General features: G+C 68.3%; 20 protein-coding genes. 14 read left to right on the top strand and 6 right to left on the bottom strand.

What is annotated here, in order from left to right; translation table 11 throughout:
- Positions 1-6: 6 nt before the first annotated feature.
- Positions 7-786 carry an HAD-IIB family hydrolase gene (locus AS181_RS03270; RefSeq protein ID WP_058250306.1) on the top strand — a complete coding sequence of 260 codons (780 nt, stop codon included), beginning with the start codon at positions 7-9 and terminating at the stop codon, positions 784-786.
- Here AS181_RS03270 and AS181_RS03275 read toward each other — a convergent pair.
- Complete coding sequence (locus AS181_RS03275) at positions 783-2,441, bottom strand: alkaline phosphatase D family protein (protein WP_058250307.1); 1,659 nt, start codon at positions 2,439-2,441, stop codon at positions 783-785. The genes AS181_RS03270 and AS181_RS03275 overlap by 4 nt on opposite strands.
- A gap of 144 nt (positions 2,442-2,585) precedes the next feature.
- On the opposite strand from AS181_RS03275, the gene thyX reads away from it, so the two are divergent.
- The 6 genes from thyX to AS181_RS03305 all read left to right on the top strand — a co-directional run bounded on the left by thyX (position 2,586) and on the right by AS181_RS03305 (position 11,396).
- Positions 2,586-3,338 carry an FAD-dependent thymidylate synthase gene (thyX, locus tag AS181_RS03280; RefSeq protein WP_058250170.1) on the top strand — a complete coding sequence of 251 codons (753 nt, stop codon included), beginning with the start codon at positions 2,586-2,588 and terminating at the stop codon, positions 3,336-3,338.
- A 38-nt stretch (positions 3,339-3,376) separates the two neighbouring features.
- Positions 3,377-4,282 (top strand): 4-hydroxy-tetrahydrodipicolinate synthase, encoded by a 906-nt coding sequence (dapA, locus tag AS181_RS03285; protein WP_058250171.1) that lies wholly within the window; start codon positions 3,377-3,379, stop codon positions 4,280-4,282.
- Complete coding sequence (locus AS181_RS03290) at positions 4,282-6,396, top strand: ribonuclease J (protein ID WP_058250172.1); 2,115 nt, start codon at positions 4,282-4,284, stop codon at positions 6,394-6,396. The genes dapA and AS181_RS03290 overlap by 1 nt, the downstream gene beginning before the upstream one ends.
- 46 nt (positions 6,397-6,442) lie before the next feature.
- On the top strand, positions 6,443-7,075 hold the full coding sequence (locus tag AS181_RS03295) for a TIGR03085 family metal-binding protein (RefSeq protein ID WP_058250173.1): 633 nt from the start codon (positions 6,443-6,445) through the stop codon (positions 7,073-7,075).
- Positions 7,076-7,154: 79 nt separating this feature from the next.
- Positions 7,155-10,136: an FtsK/SpoIIIE family DNA translocase gene (locus AS181_RS03300; protein WP_231742232.1), complete on the top strand. Its 2,982-nt coding sequence runs from the start codon at positions 7,155-7,157 to the stop codon at positions 10,134-10,136.
- A 219-nt stretch (positions 10,137-10,355) separates the two neighbouring features.
- Positions 10,356-11,396 (top strand): TerC family protein, encoded by a 1,041-nt coding sequence (locus AS181_RS03305; protein ID WP_058250175.1) that lies wholly within the window; start codon positions 10,356-10,358, stop codon positions 11,394-11,396.
- Between the two features lie 40 nt (positions 11,397-11,436).
- Here the strand turns inward: AS181_RS03305 and AS181_RS03310 are convergent, their stop codons facing one another.
- Both AS181_RS03310 and AS181_RS03315 read right to left on the bottom strand, forming a co-directional pair.
- Positions 11,437-11,721, bottom strand: coding sequence for a YciI family protein (locus AS181_RS03310; RefSeq protein WP_058250176.1), 285 nt, complete (start codon positions 11,719-11,721; stop codon positions 11,437-11,439).
- Between the two features lie 2 nt (positions 11,722-11,723).
- Positions 11,724-12,239 carry an amino-acid N-acetyltransferase gene (locus AS181_RS03315; protein WP_058250177.1) on the bottom strand — a complete coding sequence of 172 codons (516 nt, stop codon included), beginning with the start codon at positions 12,237-12,239 and terminating at the stop codon, positions 11,724-11,726.
- A gap of 131 nt (positions 12,240-12,370) precedes the next feature.
- Between AS181_RS03315 and pgsA the strand changes: the two genes are divergently transcribed.
- From pgsA to AS181_RS03350, 7 genes are all read left to right on the top strand, one after another.
- Positions 12,371-13,072 (top strand): CDP-diacylglycerol--glycerol-3-phosphate 3-phosphatidyltransferase, encoded by a 702-nt coding sequence (gene pgsA / locus AS181_RS03320; protein WP_058250178.1) that lies wholly within the window; start codon positions 12,371-12,373, stop codon positions 13,070-13,072.
- A gap of 174 nt (positions 13,073-13,246) precedes the next feature.
- Positions 13,247-13,618 carry a helix-turn-helix domain-containing protein gene (locus tag AS181_RS03325; RefSeq protein WP_058250179.1) on the top strand — a complete coding sequence of 124 codons (372 nt, stop codon included), beginning with the start codon at positions 13,247-13,249 and terminating at the stop codon, positions 13,616-13,618.
- 95 nt (positions 13,619-13,713) lie between these two features.
- Positions 13,714-14,529 carry a phage shock protein PspA gene (pspA, locus tag AS181_RS03330; RefSeq protein ID WP_058250180.1) on the top strand — a complete coding sequence of 272 codons (816 nt, stop codon included), beginning with the start codon at positions 13,714-13,716 and terminating at the stop codon, positions 14,527-14,529.
- 29 nt (positions 14,530-14,558) lie between these two features.
- Positions 14,559-15,761 carry a glycosyltransferase gene (locus AS181_RS03335; RefSeq protein ID WP_058250308.1) on the top strand — a complete coding sequence of 401 codons (1,203 nt, stop codon included), beginning with the start codon at positions 14,559-14,561 and terminating at the stop codon, positions 15,759-15,761.
- Positions 15,752-15,946 (top strand): DUF3046 domain-containing protein, encoded by a 195-nt coding sequence (locus AS181_RS03340; RefSeq protein ID WP_058250181.1) that lies wholly within the window; start codon positions 15,752-15,754, stop codon positions 15,944-15,946. Before AS181_RS03335 ends, AS181_RS03340 begins: the two co-directional genes overlap by 10 nt.
- Before the next feature lie 197 nt (positions 15,947-16,143).
- Complete coding sequence (gene recA, locus AS181_RS03345) at positions 16,144-17,187, top strand: recombinase RecA (RefSeq protein WP_006866461.1); 1,044 nt, start codon at positions 16,144-16,146, stop codon at positions 17,185-17,187.
- 25 nt (positions 17,188-17,212) lie between these two features.
- Positions 17,213-17,761, top strand: coding sequence for a regulatory protein RecX (locus AS181_RS03350; RefSeq protein WP_058250182.1), 549 nt, complete (start codon positions 17,213-17,215; stop codon positions 17,759-17,761).
- 28 nt (positions 17,762-17,789) lie between these two features.
- Here AS181_RS03350 and AS181_RS03355 read toward each other — a convergent pair whose 3' ends face one another.
- The 3 genes from AS181_RS03355 to AS181_RS03365 are packed head-to-tail and all read right to left on the bottom strand — an operon-like array spanning position 17,790 to position 20,377.
- Positions 17,790-18,680 carry an amino acid ABC transporter permease gene (locus AS181_RS03355; protein ID WP_058250183.1) on the bottom strand — a complete coding sequence of 297 codons (891 nt, stop codon included), beginning with the start codon at positions 18,678-18,680 and terminating at the stop codon, positions 17,790-17,792.
- Entirely contained in the window at positions 18,677-19,354 is a 678-nt protein-coding gene (locus AS181_RS03360) for an amino acid ABC transporter permease (RefSeq protein WP_058250184.1), read from the bottom strand. The genes AS181_RS03355 and AS181_RS03360 overlap by 4 nt, the downstream gene beginning before the upstream one ends.
- Before the next feature lie 15 nt (positions 19,355-19,369).
- Entirely contained in the window at positions 19,370-20,377 is a 1,008-nt protein-coding gene (locus tag AS181_RS03365) for a glutamate ABC transporter substrate-binding protein (protein WP_058250185.1), read from the bottom strand.
- Between the last annotated feature and the right edge of the window lies 1 nt (position 20,378).

Genomic DNA, 20,378 nt, shown 5'->3' on the forward strand with positions numbered 1-20,378 from the left:
GAAGCGATGACCGTGTCGTATGAGGGCAACGACTACCGATTGGTGATGTTCGATCTCGACGACACCTTGGCCCCGTCGAAGAGCCCGCTCGACGACCAGATGGTCGATCTGTTGCGGCGGATGCTCGACGTGAGCCTGGGCTGCATCATCTCCGGCGGCAACTTCACCCAGTTCGAGAAGCAGGTTCTCGCGCGGCTCGGCAACTTCGACAGCGTCGCCAACCTCCACCTCATGCCGACGTGCGGAACGCAGTACGTGCGGTGGTCCGGGAACGACTGGGAGACGGTCTACGCCGAATTCCTCACCGACGACGAGAAGCAGCGCACGCTCGACGTGCTGGAGGCCGGCGCGAAAGAGCTCGGCCTGTGGGAGAGCGAGACGTGGGGTGACATCCTCGAGGACCGCGGCAGCCAGATCACCTTCAGCGCGCTGGGGCAGAAGGCGCCCGTCGACGCGAAGGCGGCCTGGGACCCCGACGGAGCGAAGAAGGAGTCCCTGCGGGCCTACGCCGCCGAGCGACTTCCCGACCTCGAGGTGCGCAGCGGCGGTTCGACGTCGGTGGACGTCACCAAGAAGGGCATCGACAAAGCTTACGGCGCACTGAAGTTGATGGACATCCTCGGCCTCAGCACCAGCGACATCCTGTTCTTCGGTGACCGGCTCGACGAGGGCGGCAACGACTACCCGGTCAAGGCTCTGGGCATCACGTCGATCGCCGTCCACGGCTGGCCCGACACCCACGCGAAGCTGTCGGCGCTGCTGGATCAGGTCGAGACGGGCAGCTAGTCGACCGGCCCGCCCGCCGGTACGACCCGCTGGGTGCCGTTCGCGACCCGGTAAGACCTCGCGTAATACTGGCCGGAGCGCGGATTCGTCTTGTCGTGCACGAAGTACCAGTCCATCTGCGTCGCCGCCGGCGTCACGGTCAGGACCGAATACCCGTGCGCGTCGAACTCGCTCCAGCGCACGTGGTGGTTCGTGGCCGCGAAGGCCGAGGACACCGCGACCCCGGCGGTGTTCGCGGGCACGTTCAGCATGTCGTCGATGTTGGTCGACGTGATCGAGGTGCCGACCAATTCCGTTGCGACAGTCCCGCCGCCGGGATAGTTCGCCGGGTCGGCCGGGATGTCGCACGCCCACGACGAGTGGATGTCGCCGGTGATGAAGACGACGTTGTCGACGCGGTTGCGTCGCAGCGATTCGAGGAGCCGTCGACGATCGGCCGCGTAACCGTCCCACTGGTCGGCGTTGTACGGGATGCCCTCGCGCGGGATGCCGAGCAGCGCGGTGACGGCCCCGGTCGTCTGCGGGTCCAGCGGGGGGATCAGCACCGGGGTGATCATCACCGGGTTGCCGACGATCTTCCAGCGGGTCTCCGACGACGTGAGTCCGTTGGTCAGCCACGACATCTGAGACCGGCCGAGGATCGAGCGGGCGGGATCGTCGATGGCCGCCGACCGGGCGCTGACCTGCAGGTCGCGGTAGGAGCGCAGATCCAGCATGGACAATTCGAGCAGACGGCCGAAGCGGAGCCTGCGGAACAGGTGCCGGCCCGCGGTGTCGACGGCGGGGCGGATCGGCATCCACTCGGCGTACGCGCGTAGCGCGGCGGTGCGCCGTGCGGCCCAGGAGCCCTCGCCCGCCTGATGGTTCTCCGCCCCGCCCGACCACGAGTCGTTCGACGACTCGTGGTCGTCCCAGATGCAGATGAACGGCAGGACCCGGTGCAGCCGGGCGAGATCGGGGTCGGTCTTGTACTGCGCGTGGCGTGTCCGGTAGTCGCGCAGCGTGATGGTCTCGTGGCGGGGGTCGTGCGGCCGGACGGTTCCGGTCTTGCCGGTGTACCGCCCGGTCTCGTACTCGTAGAAATAGTCGCCCAGGTGGACCACCGCGTCGAGGGCCGGCTGCGCGGCCAGGTGCCGGTAGGCGGCGAAGTATCCGGCCTCCCAGTTGGCACACGACACGACGCCGAAACGGATCTTCGCGACGTCGGCACCCGTCGCGGGGGCGGTGCACGTGCGACCGACGGGCGACACCGCACCGGTCGCGGGTCCGGACAGCACCGTGAAGCGGTAGTGGTACCAGGTGCGCGGCGTCAGACCCGACGCGTCGACCTTCACCGTGTGGTCGGAGTCGGCGGACGTCCGCACCTCGCCCGCGGCCACGACGGCGCCGAAGCCGGGGTCCCGGGCGATCTCCCAGCGGACGAGGCTCTCCGGTCCCAGGCCGGAACCGGGGGTCGCAACCGGGGTCGGGGTGATGCGGGTCCACAGGATGACGGCCTCGGGGAGCGGGTCGCCGGACGCCACGCCGTGCCGGAACACCGCCGCCGACGGGGGTCGGGGCGACCGCGGGGCGCCCTGGGCGACGACGGCGGGGGAGGCGAGCGCCGCTCCGGTCACGACCGCGCCCGTGCGCAGGAAGTCGCGTCGCGTCGTCATCGCATCCACCCCCGGGTACTCGCCCACGCCTGCAGGGACTCTACCGCGGGCGGAGCCCGACGGTGCGGTACTCACGTGGTGGGGGAGAATCGGATACCGCGCGGCACGCGGACGTGTGGCCGCGACGGACGACAGGAGACATGCGTGTCCGAATTGGTGCCGCTGAAGGTGCAGATGGTGGCGATGACCCAGTTCACCCCGCCGGAAGACGTGCCGTGGAGCACCGACGCCGAGGGCGGTGAGGCGTTGGTCGAGTTCGCCGGCCGGGCGTGCTATCAGAGCTGGGACAAGCCGAACCCGCGTACCGCCACCAATGCCGGCTACCTGCGGCACATCCTCGAGGTCGGGCACCTGTCGCTGCTCGAACACGCATCGGTGACGTTCTACATCAGTGGCATCTCCCGCTCGTGCACCCACGAACTGATCCGGCACCGCCACTTCTCGTACTCGCAACTGTCCCAGCGGTTCGTGCCCGAGCACGACTCCAACGTGGTGGCGCCGCCGGCGATCGTGGGCGACCCGGAACTCGAGGACCTCTTCGCCGCGGCGACCGACGCGAGCCGGGCGGCCTACACCGAGCTCCTCGCGGCGCTGGAGGCGAAGTTCGCCGACGTCCCCAACGCCATCCTGCGTCGGAAACAGGCACGTCAGGCTGCTCGCTCCGTGCTGCCGAACGCCACCGAGACGAAGATCGTCGTCACCGGCAACCATCGCGCCTGGCGGCACTTCGTCGGCATGCGCGCCACCGAGCACGCCGACGTCGAGATCCGCCAGCTCGCGGTGGAGTGTCTACGCCAGCTGATGCGGGTGGCGCCCACCGTGTTCGGCGATTTCGAGATCGGCACCCTGGCCGACGGGACCGAGGTCGCCACCTCACCATTCGTGCTGGAAGGGTGAGGATCGTCACCAACAGGGAGGCGGTAGCCTTGAGCACCATGAACGCAGTCCAGGAACCGCTGCACGAGCATCCCTTCGGGACGAACGTGGTTGCGATGGTCACCCCCTTCCGCCCGGACGGAAGCCTCGATCTGGACAAGGCCGCCGTCCTCGCCGACCATCTGGTCGCCAAGGGATGTGACGGGCTGGTCGTGTCCGGCACCACCGGTGAGTCGCCGACCACCACCGTGCCGGAGAAGCTCGAGTTGCTGCGGGTGGTCCTCGACGCGGTGGGCGACCGGGCCCGGATCACCCAGGGCGCAGGCAGTTACGACACCGCCGAGAGCGTCCGGTTCGCGATCGAGTCCGAGAAGATCGGTGCTCACGCGCTCCTCGTGGTGACCCCGTACTACTCGAAGCCGCCGCAGGCCGGGCTCCTCGCGCACTTCCGGACCGTCGCCGACGCCACCGCGCTGCCGGTGCTGCTCTACGACATCCCGCCGCGATCGGTGGTCCCGATCATGAACGAGACGATGCTCGCCCTGGCCGAACACCCCAACATCCGCGGGGTGAAGGACGCCAAGGGCGACCTGCACTCGGCGGCCGGCCTGATCGCCAGCACCAGCCTGGAGTACCTGTCCGGCGAGGACGCACTCAACCTGCCGTGGCTGTCGATCGGCGCGACCGGTTATGTCAGCGTCATCGGCCACCTCGTCCCGGATCGCCTGCGCGACATGCAGATCGCTGTCGAGAAGGGCGATCTGCCGACCGCCCGCGCGATCAACACCTCGATGCTGCCGCTGGTCAACGCCATGGGGCGCCTCGGCGGGGTCACGATGGTGAAGGCGGCACTGCGCATCCTCGGGCTGGAGGTCGGCGACCCGCGCCTGCCGCAGGTGCCCGCGAACCCGGCGCAGATCGAGGAACTGATCGTGGATCTGCGCGCGGCGGGTGTGCTGGTCTGATGACGGACAACGACACCACCGGCCCCCACACCGGCAACGACACCACCGGCAACGACACCACCGGCACCGTCCGCCCCCGGACCCGACGCCGGGCCGCCGCCCGCAAGGCCGGCCCGCCGAGTCCGCCCCCCGCCGAGCCGACCCCGCCCGCCGAGCCGACCCCGCCCGCCGAGCCGACCCCGTCCGCCGAGCCGACCCCGTCCGCCGAGCCCACCTCGTCCGCCGAGCCTGTCGAGGTGACCTCGAAGGCACGGCAACCCCGGCGCGCGCGAGCCGAGCGGACCGGATCATCGGAACCGAAGTCCGACGCGAACTCGCCGAAGCACGCGGCCAAGCGTCCGGCGAGTCCCGCGTCGAACACCCGTCGCCCCCGCCACGAGCGCGGCGACGCCCGCGGCGGCCGCCGGCCCGAACCGGCAACCCCGGCCCCTGTCGACCGACTGGGCACACCCCGCCGACTGCCCAAGGGTGGTCTGCGCGTGGTGGCGCTCGGCGGGATCGGCGAGATCGGCCGCAACATGACCGTCTTCGAATACAACGGCCGTCTGCTGATCGTCGACTGCGGTGTGCTCTTCCCCGAGGACGCCCAGCCGGGCGTCGACCTGATCCTGCCGGACTTCCGCTACATCGAAGACCGCATGGACGACGTCGACGCGGTGATCCTGACCCACGGCCACGAGGACCACATCGGCGCTCTGCCGTTCCTGCTCCGGCTACGCAGCGACATCCCGGTGATCGGCGCGAAGTTCACGCTCGCCCTGGTCGAGGCCAAGTGTCGCGAGCATCGCCTGCGACCCAAGCTCGTCGAGGTCGTCGAAGGTCAGAAGACCTCGCACGGCCCGTTCGAGTGCGAGTACTTCGCCGTCAACCACTCGATCCCGGACGCCCTGGCCGTCGCGATCCGGACCCCCGCCGGCGTCGTGCTGCACACCGGCGACATCAAGCTCGACCAGCTGCCCCTCGACGGCCGGCTCACCGACCTCGCCGGGTTCAGCCGCCTCGGCGATGAGGGCGTCGACCTGTTCCTGGTGGACTCGACCAACGCCGAGGTGCCCGGTTTCGTGACCCCGGAACGTCAGATCGGCGGGGTGCTCGACCAGGTCATCGGCAAGGCCACACAGAGGGTCATCGTGGCGTCGTTCGCGAGCCACGTCCATCGCATCCAGCAGATCATCGACGTGGCGCACACCCACAATCGGCGGGTCACCTTCGTCGGCCGTTCGATGGTGCGCAACATGCAGATCGCGCAGGATCTCGGCTACCTCTCGGTACCCGACGGCGTCGTCGTCGATCTCGACACCGCGGCAACCCTGCCCGACCACCGCGTCGTGCTGATCTCCACCGGCTCGCAGGGCGAGCCGCTGTCCGCGCTCTCCCGGATGGCGCGCGGAGAGCACCGGCAGATCAACATCCGGGCCGACGACCTCGTCGTGCTGGCGTCCTCGCTCATCCCCGGCAACGAGAACTCGGTGTTCGCCGTCGTCAACGGGCTGGCCAAGCGCGGCGCGACCGTCATCACCCAGCAGAGTGCGAAGGTCCATGTCTCGGGCCACGCCTCGGCCGGTGAGCTGCTCTACCTCTACAACGCGGTGCGCCCCTCGAATGCGATGCCCGTGCACGGCGAATGGCGGCACCTGCGCGCCAACGCCGCGCTCGCGGTAGCGACCGGTGTGCCCGAGGACCGGGTCGTCCTCGCCGAGGACGGCGTGGTGGTCGACCTCGTCGACGGTCGCGCCGACATCGTCGGACGGGTTCCGGTCGGGCACGTCTACGTCGACGGCCTCTCGGTCGGCGACGTGGGGGAGTCGACGCTCTCCGAACGGCTCGTGCTGGGGGAGGGCGGATTCATCGCCATCACCGTCGCCGTGGACGTGACGACGGGCCGTGCGGTGAGCACACCCGAGGTCTCCGGACGCGGTTTCTCCGACGACCCGGACGCGCTCAAGGAGGCGGCGGACATCGTCAACCAGACGCTGGATTCGCTGGCGGCCGAGGGTGTCTCCGACACGCACCGGATCGCCCAGGGGATTCGCCGTGCGGTCGGGCGCTGGGTGTCGACCGCCTATCGTCGCCGTCCGATGATCGTGCCGACGGTCATCGCGGTCGGGGACTGACCGGCGTCGAGGAACGAGACCACGGCGTTGTCGCTACCGTGGTCGTGTGACCGGAGCGCAGAAGGAAAGAGCAGCCCTCGTCGAGACCCTTCGAAAGGTGGGCCCCGACGCGCCCACCTTGTGTGAGGGCTGGACCACCCGCGATCTGTTGGCGCATCTCGTGGTCCGGGAACGACGCCCCGACACCGGGCCGGGCATCCTCATCCCGGCTTTCGCCGGCCACACCGAGAAGGTGCGGGCCCAGGCGACGTCGAAGGACTGGGATGCCCAACTGGCGTTGCTCGCCTCGGGGCCGCCGGTCTACTCGCCGTTCAAGCTGGTCGACCGATTCGCCAACCTGGCTGAGATGTTCGTCCACCACGAAGACGTCCTGCGTGGCGGCGCCGACCCCGACGGGCCGTGGACGCCCCGGTCGCTGGCCCCCGAACTCGAGGCGGAGTTGCGCACGCCGGCCAAGTCGATGGGCCGGATGACGCTCAAGAAGGTCCCGGCCCGCGTGACCCTGCGCACCCCGGACGGCGAGGATCTGGTGACGGCGGGATCGGGTGACGACGTCATCGTGACCGGTCGTGTCGGTGAGCTGGTGCTGTTCGCGTTCGGCCGTACACCGGTCGACGTCACATTCGCCGGTGACGCCGCCGCGATCACGGGCGTCCGCGAGAGTTCGCGCGGCCTCTGAGCGATCACAACTTCGACACGCATCCGTTGTCTGTGTTGCCCGTGTGACTGATGTGACCGCTGCCCACTAGTCTGTCGGTATGGCTTCGAAGGCAAGCACGGGTACACGCGCGTCCTCCGCGCGCGGCGCTGCTGGTTCCACGCGCGGTAAATCCGCTCGCGGTGGTTCGGGGCGGGCGAGTTCGGCTCGAGGGAGTTCGACCGCCGCTCGCCGCTCGACGGGTGACGGTTCGAAGAGCGGCGGTTCGAAGAGCGGTGGCTCGCGTCGTCAGACGGGCGCCGGTGCCTCGACGAGGTCGAAGGCCGGGGCATCGCGAAAGAGTTCCCGGTCCGCTGCACCAGCGGAGTCGGTGGACCTGCATCGTCGTTCCGTCGCCGCGGCCGGGGCGTCCGCGGTGGGCAAGGGTATCGGTGCCGGATGGTCGTTGTTCGCGCGCGGCGTCGGCAGCGCCGCCCGGGCGGGCTCGGGCGTCGGCCGCGGACCGCGCACCGAAGCCGTCGGAGAGTTCGACGACATCGACGACACCGACCCGGACTTCGAGGAGTTCGACGACGGGCCCGACGGCAACGGTCGACCCCGGCCCGGCGGTCACAGCCATCGGCGGGACGGGACAGCACTCGGTCTCCTCGCCTTCGGTCTGCTCGTCGGCGCCAGTGTCTGGTTCGGTGCGGCGGGTCCGGTGGGCGCCTTCATCGAGGCCCTCATCCGCGCGGTCATCGGGTCGGCGGCCGTGCTCGTGCCGGTCGGTCTCCTCGCGCTGGCAGTCGTCCTGATGCGACGGCCGGCCGCCCCGGAGCGACGCGGCCGCTACCTGTCGGGTGGGTTCCTGGTGATCCTTCCGCTGCTCGGTCTGATGCACCTCGTCGCCGGTGCGCCGGTCGACCTCCCCGGACGGTCCGGCGCGGCCGGGTTCGTCGGCTTCGCGGTGGGCACACCGTTGACCGCGGGTGTCACCGCGTGGGTCTCGGTGCCGATCCTGTTGTTGTGCATGGCATTCGGCGTACTCATCCTCAGCGGCCGAACCGTCCGCGAGGTCGTCGACGCCGCCGCCGGTTACCTCGGGCTGGGTGTCGGACGAGCGGACGACGCGCCCTGGGACGACGACGAGTGGGATGCCGACGCCGAGAACTACGACGATCCGGATTTCGACGACCCCGATACCGAGACCGACAGCGCCGAGTCGGATCCCTGGGACTCCGGTGCGCGCGAGTCGCGGTCCCGGCGTCGGTCGTACTCGTCGAACCCGTACGACAACTACCCGCCGGATTCGGCGCCAGCGCGGACCTCGGGACGGACGTCGCGGCGCAAGCCCGCCGACGTCGCCGACGTCGCCCCGCTCGAGGAGGCCGTCACCGAGAACTTCGCGGATGCCGACCAGCAGGTCACCGAGGTGATCGCGCCTAGCCCCCGTACCCGCGCCACCCCGGCCCGGCGGGCCACCGCGCGATCCGCGCCGCGTCCCGCACCCGAACCGGAGCCCCGGCACGAACCCGATCTCGACGACGAGATGACGGACGAGGGGATGTCGGACGACGAGGCGTTCATCCCGTCCGATCCCACCGCGGACGGGGACTATCGCCTGCCGCCCGCCGACCTTCTCCTCGAGGGCGATCCGCCGAAGATGGGCAGCAGCGCCAACGACGACATGATCGACCGGATGACCGGCGTGCTGGAGCAGTTCAAGATCGACGCCGCGGTCACCGGATACACCCGCGGGCCGACCGTCACGCGATACGAGATCGAACTCGGCCCGGGCGTGAAGGTCGAGAAGATCACCGCGCTGCAACGCAACATCGCCTACGCCGCGGCAACGGACAACGTGCGCCTGCTCGCGCCGATCCCCGGCAAGTCCGCGGTCGGTATCGAGGTCCCCAACTCCGACCGTGAGATGGTTCGCCTGGCCGACGTGCTGAATTCGCCGTCGACCCGGAAGGACAAGCATCCGTTGGTGATCGGGCTCGGCAAGGACATCGAGGGTGATTTCGTCAGCGCCAACCTGGCGAAGATGCCGCACCTGCTGGTCGCCGGGTCGACCGGCTCGGGCAAGTCGAGCTTCGTCAATTCGATGCTCGTGTCGCTGCTCAGCCGTGCGACGCCGGAGCAGGTGCGGATGATCCTGATCGACCCGAAGATGGTCGAGCTCACCCCGTACGAGGGAATCCCGCACCTCATCACGCCGATCATCACGCAACCGAAGAAGGCCGCTGCCGCACTCGCCTGGCTCGTCGAGGAGATGGAGCAGCGCTACCAGGACATGAAGGCCTCGCGGGTGCGCCACATCGACGACTTCAACTCGAAGGTCCGGTCGGGAGACATCACCGCCCCGCTGGGCAGCGAACGCGTCTACAAGCCGTATCCGTACATCTTGGCCATAGTCGACGAGCTCGCCGACCTGATGATGACCGCGCCCCGCGACGTCGAGGACGCGATCGTGCGGATCACCCAGAAGGCGCGCGCCGCCGGCATCCATCTGGTGCTCGCGACGCAGCGTCCGTCGGTCGATGTCGTCACCGGTCTGATCAAGACCAACGTGCCGTCGCGGCTGGCGTTCGCGACGTCGTCGCTGACCGACTCACGCGTCATCCTGGATCAGCCGGGTGCCGAGAAGCTGATCGGCATGGGCGACGGCCTGTTCCTCCCGATGGGCGCCAACAAGCCGATCCGCATGCAGGGTGCCTACATCACCGACGAGGAGATCGCCGCGGTCGTCGATTTCTCCAAGGAGCAGGCCGAGCCGGAGTACACCGAGGGTGTCACCGCGGCGAAGGCGGGCGACAAAAAGGACATCGACAGCGACATCGGCAACGACCTCGACGATCTCCTGCAGGCGATCGAACTGGTCGTGTCGAGCCAGTTCGGGTCGACGTCGATGCTGCAGCGCAAGCTGCGGGTCGGGTTCGCCAAGGCCGGCCGTCTCATGGACCTGATGGAGACGCGGGGAGTGGTCGGCCCCAGCGAGGGCTCCAAGGCGCGTGAGGTGCTCGTGAAGCCCGACGATCTGGCGGGGGTGATCGCCTCGATCACCGGCGGCGGCGACGAAACGGACAGTTCCGGCACCTGACGCGGGTTGCTGACCTGCGGTTTCTGCAGGCTTCCTGCGGTTTGTATAAGGTAGCCGGAGATCCATGAGGGGAGTATCCCCAAAGCGGCGTCTCCGTCAATACGGTCACGATTCGCAACGATGCCGATCATCGTCGCGGCCCTGACCCGGAGCGTCGGCCCCCGTTCGGTGGGAGAGACCTCTGGCTCGTCAGCTCATGCTGCCTGCTGGAGGTTACAAGTGGATGTTTCGCTGTCCGTATGGCTGATCACCTGTGCGGTGATCCTCGCCCTGTTCGCGTTCGACTTCTTCACCCACGTGCGCGTGCCCCACGCGCCGTCGCTCAAAGAGTCGGGCATCTGGTCGGCGATCTACATCGGATTCGCCGTCATCTTCGGTCTGTTCGTCTGGTGGAACTGGGGTTCGACCTTCGGCGGTGAGTACTTCGCCGGTTACGTCACCGAGAAGGCGCTGTCGGTGGACAACCTGTTCGTCTTCGTCATCATCATGGCGAAGTTCGCGGTGCCCAAGGAGTACCAGCAAAAGGTCCTGCTGCTCGGCATCCTGATGGCCCTCATCATGCGCGGCATCTTCATCGCCGTCGGTGCGGCCGCGATCAACGCCTACAGCTGGGTCTTCTACCTGTTCGGCGCGTTCCTGATCTTCACCGCCGTCAAGCTGCTCCGCGAGAGTGACGACCCGGTCGAGCACGAGGAGGAGCGCGAGACGCGCCTCGAGCGCTTCGTCAAGCGCTACCTGCGCACGCACGACTCCTACGACCGCGACAAGCTGTTCACCCGCGTCAACGGCAAGCGCCTCGCGACCCCGATGCTGATGGTTCTCATCGTCATCGGCTTCACCGACGTACTGTTCGCGCTCGACTCGATCCCGGCCATCTACGGCCTCACGTCCGAGCCCTACCTGGTCTTCACCGCCAACGCGTTCGCCCTGATGGGTCTGCGTCAGCTGTTCTTCCTCATCGGCGGACTGCTCGACCGCCTGGTGTACCTGTCCATCGGCCTGTCGATCATCTTGGCCTTCATCGGCGTCAAGCTGGTCCTCCACGCCCTGCACGAGAACACCCTGGCGTTCATCAACGGTGGCGAGCACGTGGCGGTCCCCGAGATCTCGACCGGGCTGTCGCTGTCGGTGATCCTCGGTGTCCTGGTGATCACCACGGTGGCCAGCCTGATCAAGAGTCGCGGGATGGCGAAGTCGCCGGAGGTCGAATCCGCCGGCGACACGACCGACGCCCCGGCACCGAAGTCCAAGGACTCCTGACCCGTCCACGTCCACCCGTCGCCGACGGGTGGACGTGGCATCAGCCCGGGAACGGCCCGAACACCTGCGTCCACTCGTCGATGCGGATGGCGTCGACGGCTTGATGCGCCTGGAACGGGTCGTTGGCCAGGAATGCCTCGGCCGCCTCGAGGTCGGCTGCGCGGATGACGATGAGCGCGCCCGACCCGTCGGGATAGGGGCCGGCGATCAGCACGTTGCCCGCCGAATGTTCTTCCGCGAGCCACTCTCGGTGCACAGGCCGGTGCTGATCCCGCAGGGCGGCCTTGGCGGGGCGATAGGTGTACTGCACGGCGAAGAACGGCATGGTCACTCCTGCTCGATGGTTGCCAGCATCCGGGTGTTGCCCAGGGTGTTGGGTTTGACGTAACTGAGGTCGAGAAACTCTGCGACGCCGGTGTCATAGGACCGGCACATCTCCTCGAACACCTCGCGCGTGACCGGGGTGCCCTGGATCTCGGCGAAACCGTGCCGCGCGAAGAAGGCCGTCTCGAACGTGAGCACGAAGACGCGCGAGAGCTGCAGTTCGCGGGCGACCGCCATGAGCCGGTCGACGAGGAGGTGGCCGATGCCGCGCCCGGCGTGGGCGTTGTCGACGGCGACCGTGCGGACCTCGCCGAGATCGGCCCAGAGCACATGCAGCGCACCACAACCGACGACCAGGCCGTCGACGTCGGCGACCCAGAACTCCTGGACGGACTCGTAGAGCGTGACGAGGTTCTTCTCGAGGAGGATTTTCCCGGCGTACTGGTCGATCAGTTCTTTGATCCGCGGGACGTCGGAGGTGCGCGCACGACGGATGACGACGTGATCGGCGGGGGACATGGGAATTCAGCTTAGTCTCTGCGATGGGGCGACCTGTGCACGTCGTTCGCCGGGACTGCCGATACCCTGATGGGCGTGTACTTGAGGACTGCCCTGAACTGCGGCACGACGCCGCGGTCAGGAGCGAGCTCATGACCGACCGGATCCGGCGCGCCGTCGAAGAGAACGGCATCGCCAATGCGGGCCGCGGGCCCGACCACATCACCGACCCGGTGGACCCGGTGCCGGTGGTCAACATCGCCAATGCACTCACGGTGTTCCGGATCGTCCTGGTGCCGGTGTTCCTGGTTGCGCTGTTCATGGAGTCGGGCGAGTCGACGCTGTGGCGCACGATCGCCACGATCGTCTTCGGGGTCGCGGCCCTGACCGACCGGTACGACGGGATGATCGCGCGGCAGCGCGGCCTGATCACCGACTTCGGGAAGCTGGCCGACCCCATCGCGGACAAGGCCCTGATCGGCGGTGCCCTCGTCGGGTTGTCGATCCTCGGCATCCTGCCGTGGTGGGTCACCGTGGTGATCGTCGCCCGCGAGGTGTGGGTGACGGCGCTGCGTTTCTGGGTGTTGCGGCACAAGGTCATCCCGGCCAGCCGCGGCGGCAAGCTCAAGACGCTGCTGCAGGCGCTCGCCATCGGTCTGTACCTGCTCCCGCTCGGCGGACCGTGGCAGCTCGCCGCCGACATCCTGATGGGACTGGCGGTGGTGGTGACGATCTACACGGGTCTGGACTACACCTGGCAGGCGGTCAAGGTCCGGTCCGATCGCGATGAGACCGCACCCCGGCCGGTGGCACCGCACGGACGTGCTGTGGGAGGAACCGGCGGCGGTCGCTGACTTCGACTATCGTCGATCAGACGGTGCTGACCCGACCGTGGGTGCCGACGCCGCCGGTGCTGCGGGGAACCTGTCGGGACCGCGAAGCGTTGGGTAGGGCAGCAGGCGCGCCGCCGGTTCGGTGGGCGCCGAGCAGTTCAGTTGGGCCGAGACGTTCAGTAGGGAGGAGACTCGATGGCGATGCTCTTACGCGAGGCGCTCGGCGACAGCCTGCGTCGGGTCCGGACGCAGCAGGGCCGGACCCTGCGCGAGGTGTCCACCGGTGCGCGGGTGAGTCTGGGCTACCTCTCGGAAGTCGAACGCGGTCAGAAGGAGGCGTCGAGCGAACTGCTCGCCGCGATCTGCGACGCGCTCGACGTCGAGATCGCCGACCTGCTCCTCGAAGTCGGCAGCGCAATGCGTCCGGCCGGTGCCGAACCCGTCGTGGTCGGCGCCGAGCCGATGGGTGACGGCGTCGAAGCCACCGAGGCCGGACTGACCGCGACCAAGGTCGTGATCCCGGCTCCCGCCGGCCGCCGGGAGGCCACGGCTCTCGCGGCTGCCTGACCCGCACCGTCTGAACGACACCGACTCAACACCGGACTCGCAGACGCTAGATTGGTCACCAGAGTTCTCAGACCCCTGAATGGAGTACGACGAGCATGGCGAACCCGTTCGTGAAGTTGTGGCGCTACCTCACAGCACTCGGCAACGCGAAGATCGACGAGCACGCTGACCCGAAGGTCCAGATCCAGCAGGCGATCGAGGACGCCCAGCGCCAGCACCAGGCGCTCTCGCAGCAGGCGGCCTCGGTGATCGGCAACCAGCGTCAGCTCGAGATGAAGCTGAACCGGCAACTCGAGGACGTCGAGCGGCTGCAGGCGAACACCCGCCAGGCGCTGACGCTGGCCGATCAGGCCGCCGCGGCCGGCGACACCCAGAAGGCGACCGAGTACACCAACGCCGCCGAGGCGTTCGCGGCCCAGCTGGTGACCGCCGAGCAGAGCGTGGAGGACCTCAAGTCCTTGCACGACCAGTCGCTCCAGGCGGCCGATCAGGCCAAGAAGGCCGTCGAGCGCAACGCGATGATCCTGCAGCAGAAGCTGTCCGAGCGTTCGAAGCTGCTCAGTCAACTCGAGCAGGCGAAGATGCAGGAGCAGGTCTCGGCGTCGCTGAACCAGATGAGCGAGCTGTCGGTGCCCGGCAACACGCCGAGCCTCGACCAGGTCCGCGACAAGATCGAACGACGCTACGCGAACGCGCTCGGTTCGGCGGAGCTGGCCAAGAACTCCGTGCAGGGCCGCATGCAGGAGGTCGAGCAGGCCGGCGTGCAGATGGCCGGACATTCTCGTCTCGAACAGATCCGCGCGAGCATGCGCGGTGACGCGCTGCCCGCCGCCGGGACGACCGCACCGGGTCTGCAGAAGCCGGCGACCCAGTCCGCGCCGCCGACCACCGAGCCGCCCCAGCAGAACTGACAGATCGCGCACGCGTGCACGACGAACCCGTGCGCGTCGCGATCGTCGCGGGCTCCGACGCCGGGCATGCCTTCCCGGCTTTCGCGCTGGCCGAGCGGTTCCGCTCCGCCGGTGACACACCGGTCGTGTTCACCTCGCTCGCATGGTCGGAGGCCGCGCGCCGCCGGGGGATCGACATCGCTGATCTCCCGGGGCTGCGCGCCGAGGACTCCGACGACGACTCCGACGCCGGAGCCAAACTGAGTGCCCGCGCCGCGCGCATGGCCCAGCAGCTCGTCGGGCCGCTGCGTGCGGCCGGGTCGCAACTCGTCATCTCCGACGTCATCACCGTGGGCGGGGGCTGGGCCGCTCAACTGTGTGGACTGCCCTGGATCGAGCTGTCGCCGCATCCGCTGTACCGGCCGTCCCGGGGACTACCGCCGATCGGGTCCGGGCTCGAACCGGGTCGCGGCGTCGGGGGTCGGCTGCGCGACACGCTGATGCGCGCCGCCACCGCGTCGTCGATCCGCCAGGGCGTGCGGCAGCGGGACGCTGCCCGGCGGACGATCGGGCTGGGTGACGTCGACGCGGAACCGGCGGCGCGACTCATCGCCACCCTTCCCGGCCTCGAGGTCCCGCGCCCCGACTGGCCGACCGACGCGCATCTCGTCGGACCCCTGGTGTGGGAGCCCACCGACGATCACTTCACCGTGCCTCCCGGCGATCACCCCCTCGTCGTCGTCGCCCCGTCGACCGCGCAGACCGGCGCCGCCGACATGCTCGGCGAGGCTCTCGAAGCGTTGTCGCCCGACACACTGGGCCGGACCGTGCGGGTGGTGGTCTCGGGGCTCCGCGACCCCGACGGGGCTGATCTCGCCCGCTTCCGCGGGGAACTGATCACGGCGGGGCCGGGCCGGCAGGACGAGGTGCTCGCGCACGCCGACCTGCTGATCTGTGGCTCCGGGCACGGGATCCTCGCGAAGGCGATGCTCGCGTCGGTGCCGGTCGTCGCGGTACCCGGTGGGGGTGACCAGTGGGAGCTCGCCGCCCGGATCCGACGAGCCGGCGCGGGGCAGGCGGTGCGTCCGGTCACCGCGGACGCGGTTGCCGACGCCGTGCGGGCCGTCCTGGACGATCCGGCACATGCGCGCGCGGCGGGTGCGATCGGGGAGTCGGTGACCGACGCCGTCGACCCGGTGGCGGTCGCGCATCGCGTTCTGGCGGCGTCACCTAGGCTGGACCCGTGCGTCTGACCGAGTTCACCGAGTTGATGACCACCGAATTCGGTGTGCCGTCGGCGGATTCGATTCTGTCCGATCACATCCTGATCGAGGTCGGCGGTCGCACGGGTGCCCAGGCGATCGACGACGGGGTCGACCCGCGCGATGTCTGGATCGCGATCTGTCGCGACTTCGATGTACCGCGCCATCGCTGGTGACACGCCACCGCGTGTCACACTTGCCATCGAACAGGTGTTCGTCCATCCTGGTGCCCAGAGGTGAAATCAGACGGAACCACACGGGCCGAGTCTGCGTCTGAAGAGTTGTCGGACCCACCGGCTACTTTCATCACATGAACGCCCGGACCGCACAGACCGCCCGCCGGAAATCCGGCTCACAACCGAGGAGAACTCCCATGGCACCTGCGCCTCAAGACCGCGAGAAGGCTCTCGACCTCGCCCTCGCGCAGATCGACAAGAACTTCGGCAAGGGTTCGGTGATGCGGCTCGGCGAGGAGACCCGTCAGCCGATCGAGATCATCCCCACCGGGTCCATCGCGCTCGACGTCGCCCTCGGTATCGGCGGACTGCCCCGCGGCCGCGTCGTGGAGATCTACGGTCCGGAGTCCTCGGGTAAGACGACCGTCGCCCTGCACGCCGTCGCCAACGCCCAGGCGCAGGGCGGCATCGCCGCGTTCATCGACGCCGAGCACGCACTCGATCCCGACTACGCCGCCAAACTCGGCGTCGACACCGACGCGCTGCTGGTGTCCCAGCCCGACACCGGTGAGCAGGCGCTCGAGATCGCGGACATGCTGATCCGATCGGGCGCGCTCGACATCCTGGTCATCGACTCGGTGGCCGCGCTGGTCCCCAAGGCCGAGATCGAGGGCGAGATGGGCGACAGCCACGTCGGTCTGCAGGCCCGCCTGATGAGCCAGGCCCTGCGGAAGATGACCTCCGCGCTGAATCAGTCGAAGACCACCGCGATCTTCATCAACCAGCTGCGCGAGAAGATCGGCGTCATGTTCGGTTCGCCCGAGACCACCACGGGCGGTAAGGCGCTGAAGTTCTACTCGTCGGTGCGCCTCGACGTTCGCCGGATCGAGACCCTCAAGGACGGGACCGACGCGGTCGGTAACCGCACACGCGTCAAGGTCGTCAAGAACAAGGTCGCACCGCCGTTCAAGCAGGCCGAGTTCGACATCCTCTACGGCCAGGGCATCAGCAAGGAGGGCTCGCTGATCGACATGGGAGTCGCGGAGGGCTTCATCCGCAAGTCCGGTTCGTGGTTCACCTACGAGGGCGATCAACTCGGCCAGGGCAAGGAGAACGCGCGCAAGTTCCTGCTCGAGAACGTCGACATCCGCGACGAGATCGAGAAGAAGATCAAAGAGAAGCTGGGCATCGGCGCCACCGTCGACGCCGACGACATCGCCCCCGCCCCAGTCGAATTCTGACATCGAAGGCGAGTTCAGGTAGACCGTGAGCGAGGCAACGGACCCCGGGCAGACGCGCACACGGCGGGACAACGACCCCGACCGTAAGGGACCCAGTGCATGGGACTCGGCGCTCCGACTGCTCGGGGTCCGTGCGCGTTCACGCCAGGAGATGCGAGAGCGATTGACGCGCAAGGGTTTCGAACCCGAGGCGGTCGACGACGTGATGGCGCGCCTGGAGCAACACAACCTCCTCGACGACGAGGAGTTCGCCTCCGAGTGGGTACGATCCCGCCACCTCAACTCCGGTAAGGGGCGCGTCGCGTTACGACACGAGCTCCGCACCAAGGGGATCGACGAGTCGATCATCGCCGAGGCCCTCGCCGACATCGACCCCGACGACGAACGTGAGATCGCGTCGGGTCTGGTCGTGCGCAAACTCACGCCCTCGGTCGTCGACCGGATAGCCGAGGATCGCGCCGAACGCGACAAGGCGATGCGACGTCTCGTCGGAATGCTGGTGCGGCGCGGCTATTCCCAGTCCCTGGCGTTCGACGTCGTGGGGGAGGCGCTCAGCGAGCTGCGTAGCGGCTGAGCGCCCCCACACGACGATCGTGCGGGTGTCACCTGCCGGTCGGCAGGTTCTCCGACGCAGCGAGTTCGGTCTCTTCCGGATCCGCGGGCGGTGCGGACGACCGGCGCCCCTGCCGGAGCCGGCGTTCGAGGCTGGTGGCGAAGGTCGAGAGCCCGAAGTTGATCAGGATCATGATGATGGCCACGACGATCAGTGCCGGGATGTAGTTGCCGTAGCGCGACGCCGAGAGCAGGCCGCTGCGGACCACCTCGGAGTAACCGATGATGTAGCCCAGCGCACTGTCCTTCAGCGCCACGACCATCTGCGAGATCAGTGCGGGCATCATCGCCGTGATCGCCTGTGGCAGAAGGATGATGCGCATCATCTGGCTCTTGCGCAGACCCAGGGCCATCGACGCCTCGGTTTGTCCCTTGGGCAGTGAGTTGATACCGGATCGCAGGATCTCGGCCATGACCGACCCGTTGTACAGGGTGAGTCCGGTGACCACCGCCGCGAACGCCAGGAAGGACGACGGGAAGACCCCGTAGATCGCGAACAGGAACCAGGTGAACACCATCAGGATCAGCACCGGGATGGCGCGGAACACCTCGACGAACAGGCCCGCGATGGTGCGTACCCACAGGTGATCGGAGAGTCGGCCGATACCGAGGACCGCACCGAGCAACAACGACAGCACGATCGAGACCGCCGCGGCCGCGAGGGTCCGCCACAGGCCCGGCAGGATGTAGCCGGTCCAAGTGCTCCACGTGACGAACGGCGACCACTTCTCGGCGATGAACTGTTCGTTGGCGGCGAGGACGGCGATCACGTAGATCGCGATCGCGGCCAGGACCGCGATGAACGCGATCGCCAGCAAGCGGTTCCGGGTGCGGGCGCGTGGTCCCGGGGCGTCGTAGAGGACGGTCGAGTCAGCGCTCATCGTTTCACCGCCAGTCGCTTGGCGAGGTAGCCGAAGACGGCACCCTCGCTGAGTGTGATGATCATGAATCCCGCCGCGATGACGCCGAAGATGACGAACAGCTGGTCGGAGTAGGTCTCGATCTCGGTCTTCATCAGAGCCGCCGCCTCGGCGACGCCGATCACCGAGGCGACCGTCGTGTTCTTGGTGAGCGCGATCAGGACGCTGCCCAGCGGACCGATCACCGACCGGATCGCCTGTGGCAGCACGATGACCCCGAAGACCTGCGTGAACGAGAGGCCGAGGGAGCGAGCGGCTTCGGCCTGCCCGAGCGGGACCGTGTTGAAGCCGGAGCGCAGCGTCTCACAGACGAACGTCGAGGTGTACAGCACGAAGGCGAGGACGGCGAGCCAGAAGTTGTTCGACTCGATCGTCGGCGCGAAGGTCAGGCCCAGGTTCTGGTACAGGCCGATCGCACAGAACAGCACCACGAGTGTCAGCGGCGTGTTGCGGACGATGTTCACGTAGACCTCGGCGAAGCCGCGCATCACCGGCACCGGGGAGACCCGCATGGCCGCGAGGATCGTGCCCCACACCAGCGAGCCGATCGCCGAGTAGAAGGTCAGCTGGATGGTCACCCAGAAGGCGGGCCACAGCTCTGGACCCATGCTCTCCCACAGAGAGACGTCATTCATCGGTAGCTCCGTCGCTCACTGCAGCCCGGGCGGGCACGGTGTGGAGGGCGAGTCGAGGAAGTCGAGGTCGCCGGGATCGGGCAGGTAGGGGAACTTCGAGTCCGGACGGTCGGCGCGGGCGATGATCTCGTCCACGTAGGGATTGCCGAGCGCCTCGCGCAGCGCGGCGTTCCAGGCCGACTCGCCGTCGACGGAAGGCGCGAGCATCGCGTCGAGTGCCGTGTTGACGGCGTTCTGCGACGCCGTGTCGTCCAGAGCCAGCCCCACGCCGTAGCGCTCGGTGGAGAACGGACTGCCCGCGGTCTTCAGGGCATCCTTCACGCAGGCGTCCTTGAGGTAGGTCATCTCGACGAGCTTGAACTCGCCCTCCCAGAAGTTGGAGTAGCCGGCGAGGATCGCCTCGTCGGTGGTCACCGCGTCGACCTTGTCGCGACGCAGCGCCTCGACGCAGGCCGAGTAGGAGTCGTACTCCTGCAACTGGACCGCGGGCAGCTGTGCCTTGACGTTCTGCGCCGGTGTCGAGCCGGTCACCGAGCAGAGCTTCTTGCCCTTGTCGAGGTCGGCGAGTTCGTCAATCGTGTTGTCGTCGGCGCGCACCATCAGACCCTGGTACGTGACGAGATAGGGACCGCCGAAGGACACCTTCTTCGAGCGCGCCGCGTTGATCGAGTACGTGGCCGCGATCAGGTCGACCTCACCGTTGTCGATCATCGCCTCGCGGCGCGCCGAGGGGGTCTCGCGCCAGGTGACCTCGGGATGGGGGACACCGAGGTCGTCGGCGATGTGGTTGACGACATAGCGCGACACCGAGGCGTCGAATCCCTCGACGTTGCCGTCCGGCTCGTAGAGGCCGAGACCGGGCTGGTCGAACTTGACGCCCAGCACGACCGATCCCTCGCGGATGGAGTCGAGCAGGTTGCGCGGTTCGGTGCTGCCGCAGGCGGACAACACGGTGGCGAGCAGGGCGCCGACCGCGAGGACCAGGCCCGCGGTCCGCATCGGGCGGGTGGTTCGCTGTTTCATG

This window comes from Gordonia sp. SGD-V-85, assembly GCF_001456905.1.
Taxonomy (GTDB): Bacteria; Actinomycetota; Actinomycetes; order Mycobacteriales; family Mycobacteriaceae; genus Gordonia; species Gordonia hongkongensis.

Bases quoted from the DNA above. Each gene is read 5' to 3' on its own strand.
- dapA (WP_058250171.1), top strand. From the start codon at position 3,377: ATGAACGCAGTCCAGGAACCGCTGCACGAGCATCCCTTCGGGACGAAC.
- AS181_RS03325 (WP_058250179.1), top strand. From the start codon at position 13,247: ATGGCGATGCTCTTACGCGAGGCGCTCGGCGACAGCCTGCGTCGGGTC.
- AS181_RS03290 (WP_058250172.1), top strand. From the start codon at position 4,282: ATGACGGACAACGACACCACCGGCCCCCACACCGGCAACGACACCACC.
- AS181_RS03310 (WP_058250176.1), bottom strand. From the start codon at position 11,721: ATGCCGTTCTTCGCCGTGCAGTACACCTATCGCCCCGCCAAGGCCGCC.
- pspA (WP_058250180.1), top strand. From the start codon at position 13,714: ATGGCGAACCCGTTCGTGAAGTTGTGGCGCTACCTCACAGCACTCGGC.
- AS181_RS03275 (WP_058250307.1), bottom strand. From the start codon at position 2,441: ATGACGACGCGACGCGACTTCCTGCGCACGGGCGCGGTCGTGACCGGA.
- pgsA (WP_058250178.1), top strand. From the start codon at position 12,371: ATGACCGACCGGATCCGGCGCGCCGTCGAAGAGAACGGCATCGCCAAT.
- AS181_RS03365 (WP_058250185.1), bottom strand. From the start codon at position 20,377: ATGAAACAGCGAACCACCCGCCCGATGCGGACCGCGGGCCTGGTCCTC.
- AS181_RS03355 (WP_058250183.1), bottom strand. From the start codon at position 18,680: ATGAGCGCTGACTCGACCGTCCTCTACGACGCCCCGGGACCACGCGCC.
- AS181_RS03315 (WP_058250177.1), bottom strand. From the start codon at position 12,239: ATGTCCCCCGCCGATCACGTCGTCATCCGTCGTGCGCGCACCTCCGAC.
- AS181_RS03360 (WP_058250184.1), bottom strand. From the start codon at position 19,354: ATGAATGACGTCTCTCTGTGGGAGAGCATGGGTCCAGAGCTGTGGCCC.
- recA (WP_006866461.1), top strand. From the start codon at position 16,144: ATGGCACCTGCGCCTCAAGACCGCGAGAAGGCTCTCGACCTCGCCCTC.
- AS181_RS03300 (WP_231742232.1), top strand. From the start codon at position 7,155: ATGGCTTCGAAGGCAAGCACGGGTACACGCGCGTCCTCCGCGCGCGGC.
- AS181_RS03270 (WP_058250306.1), top strand. From the start codon at position 7: ATGACCGTGTCGTATGAGGGCAACGACTACCGATTGGTGATGTTCGAT.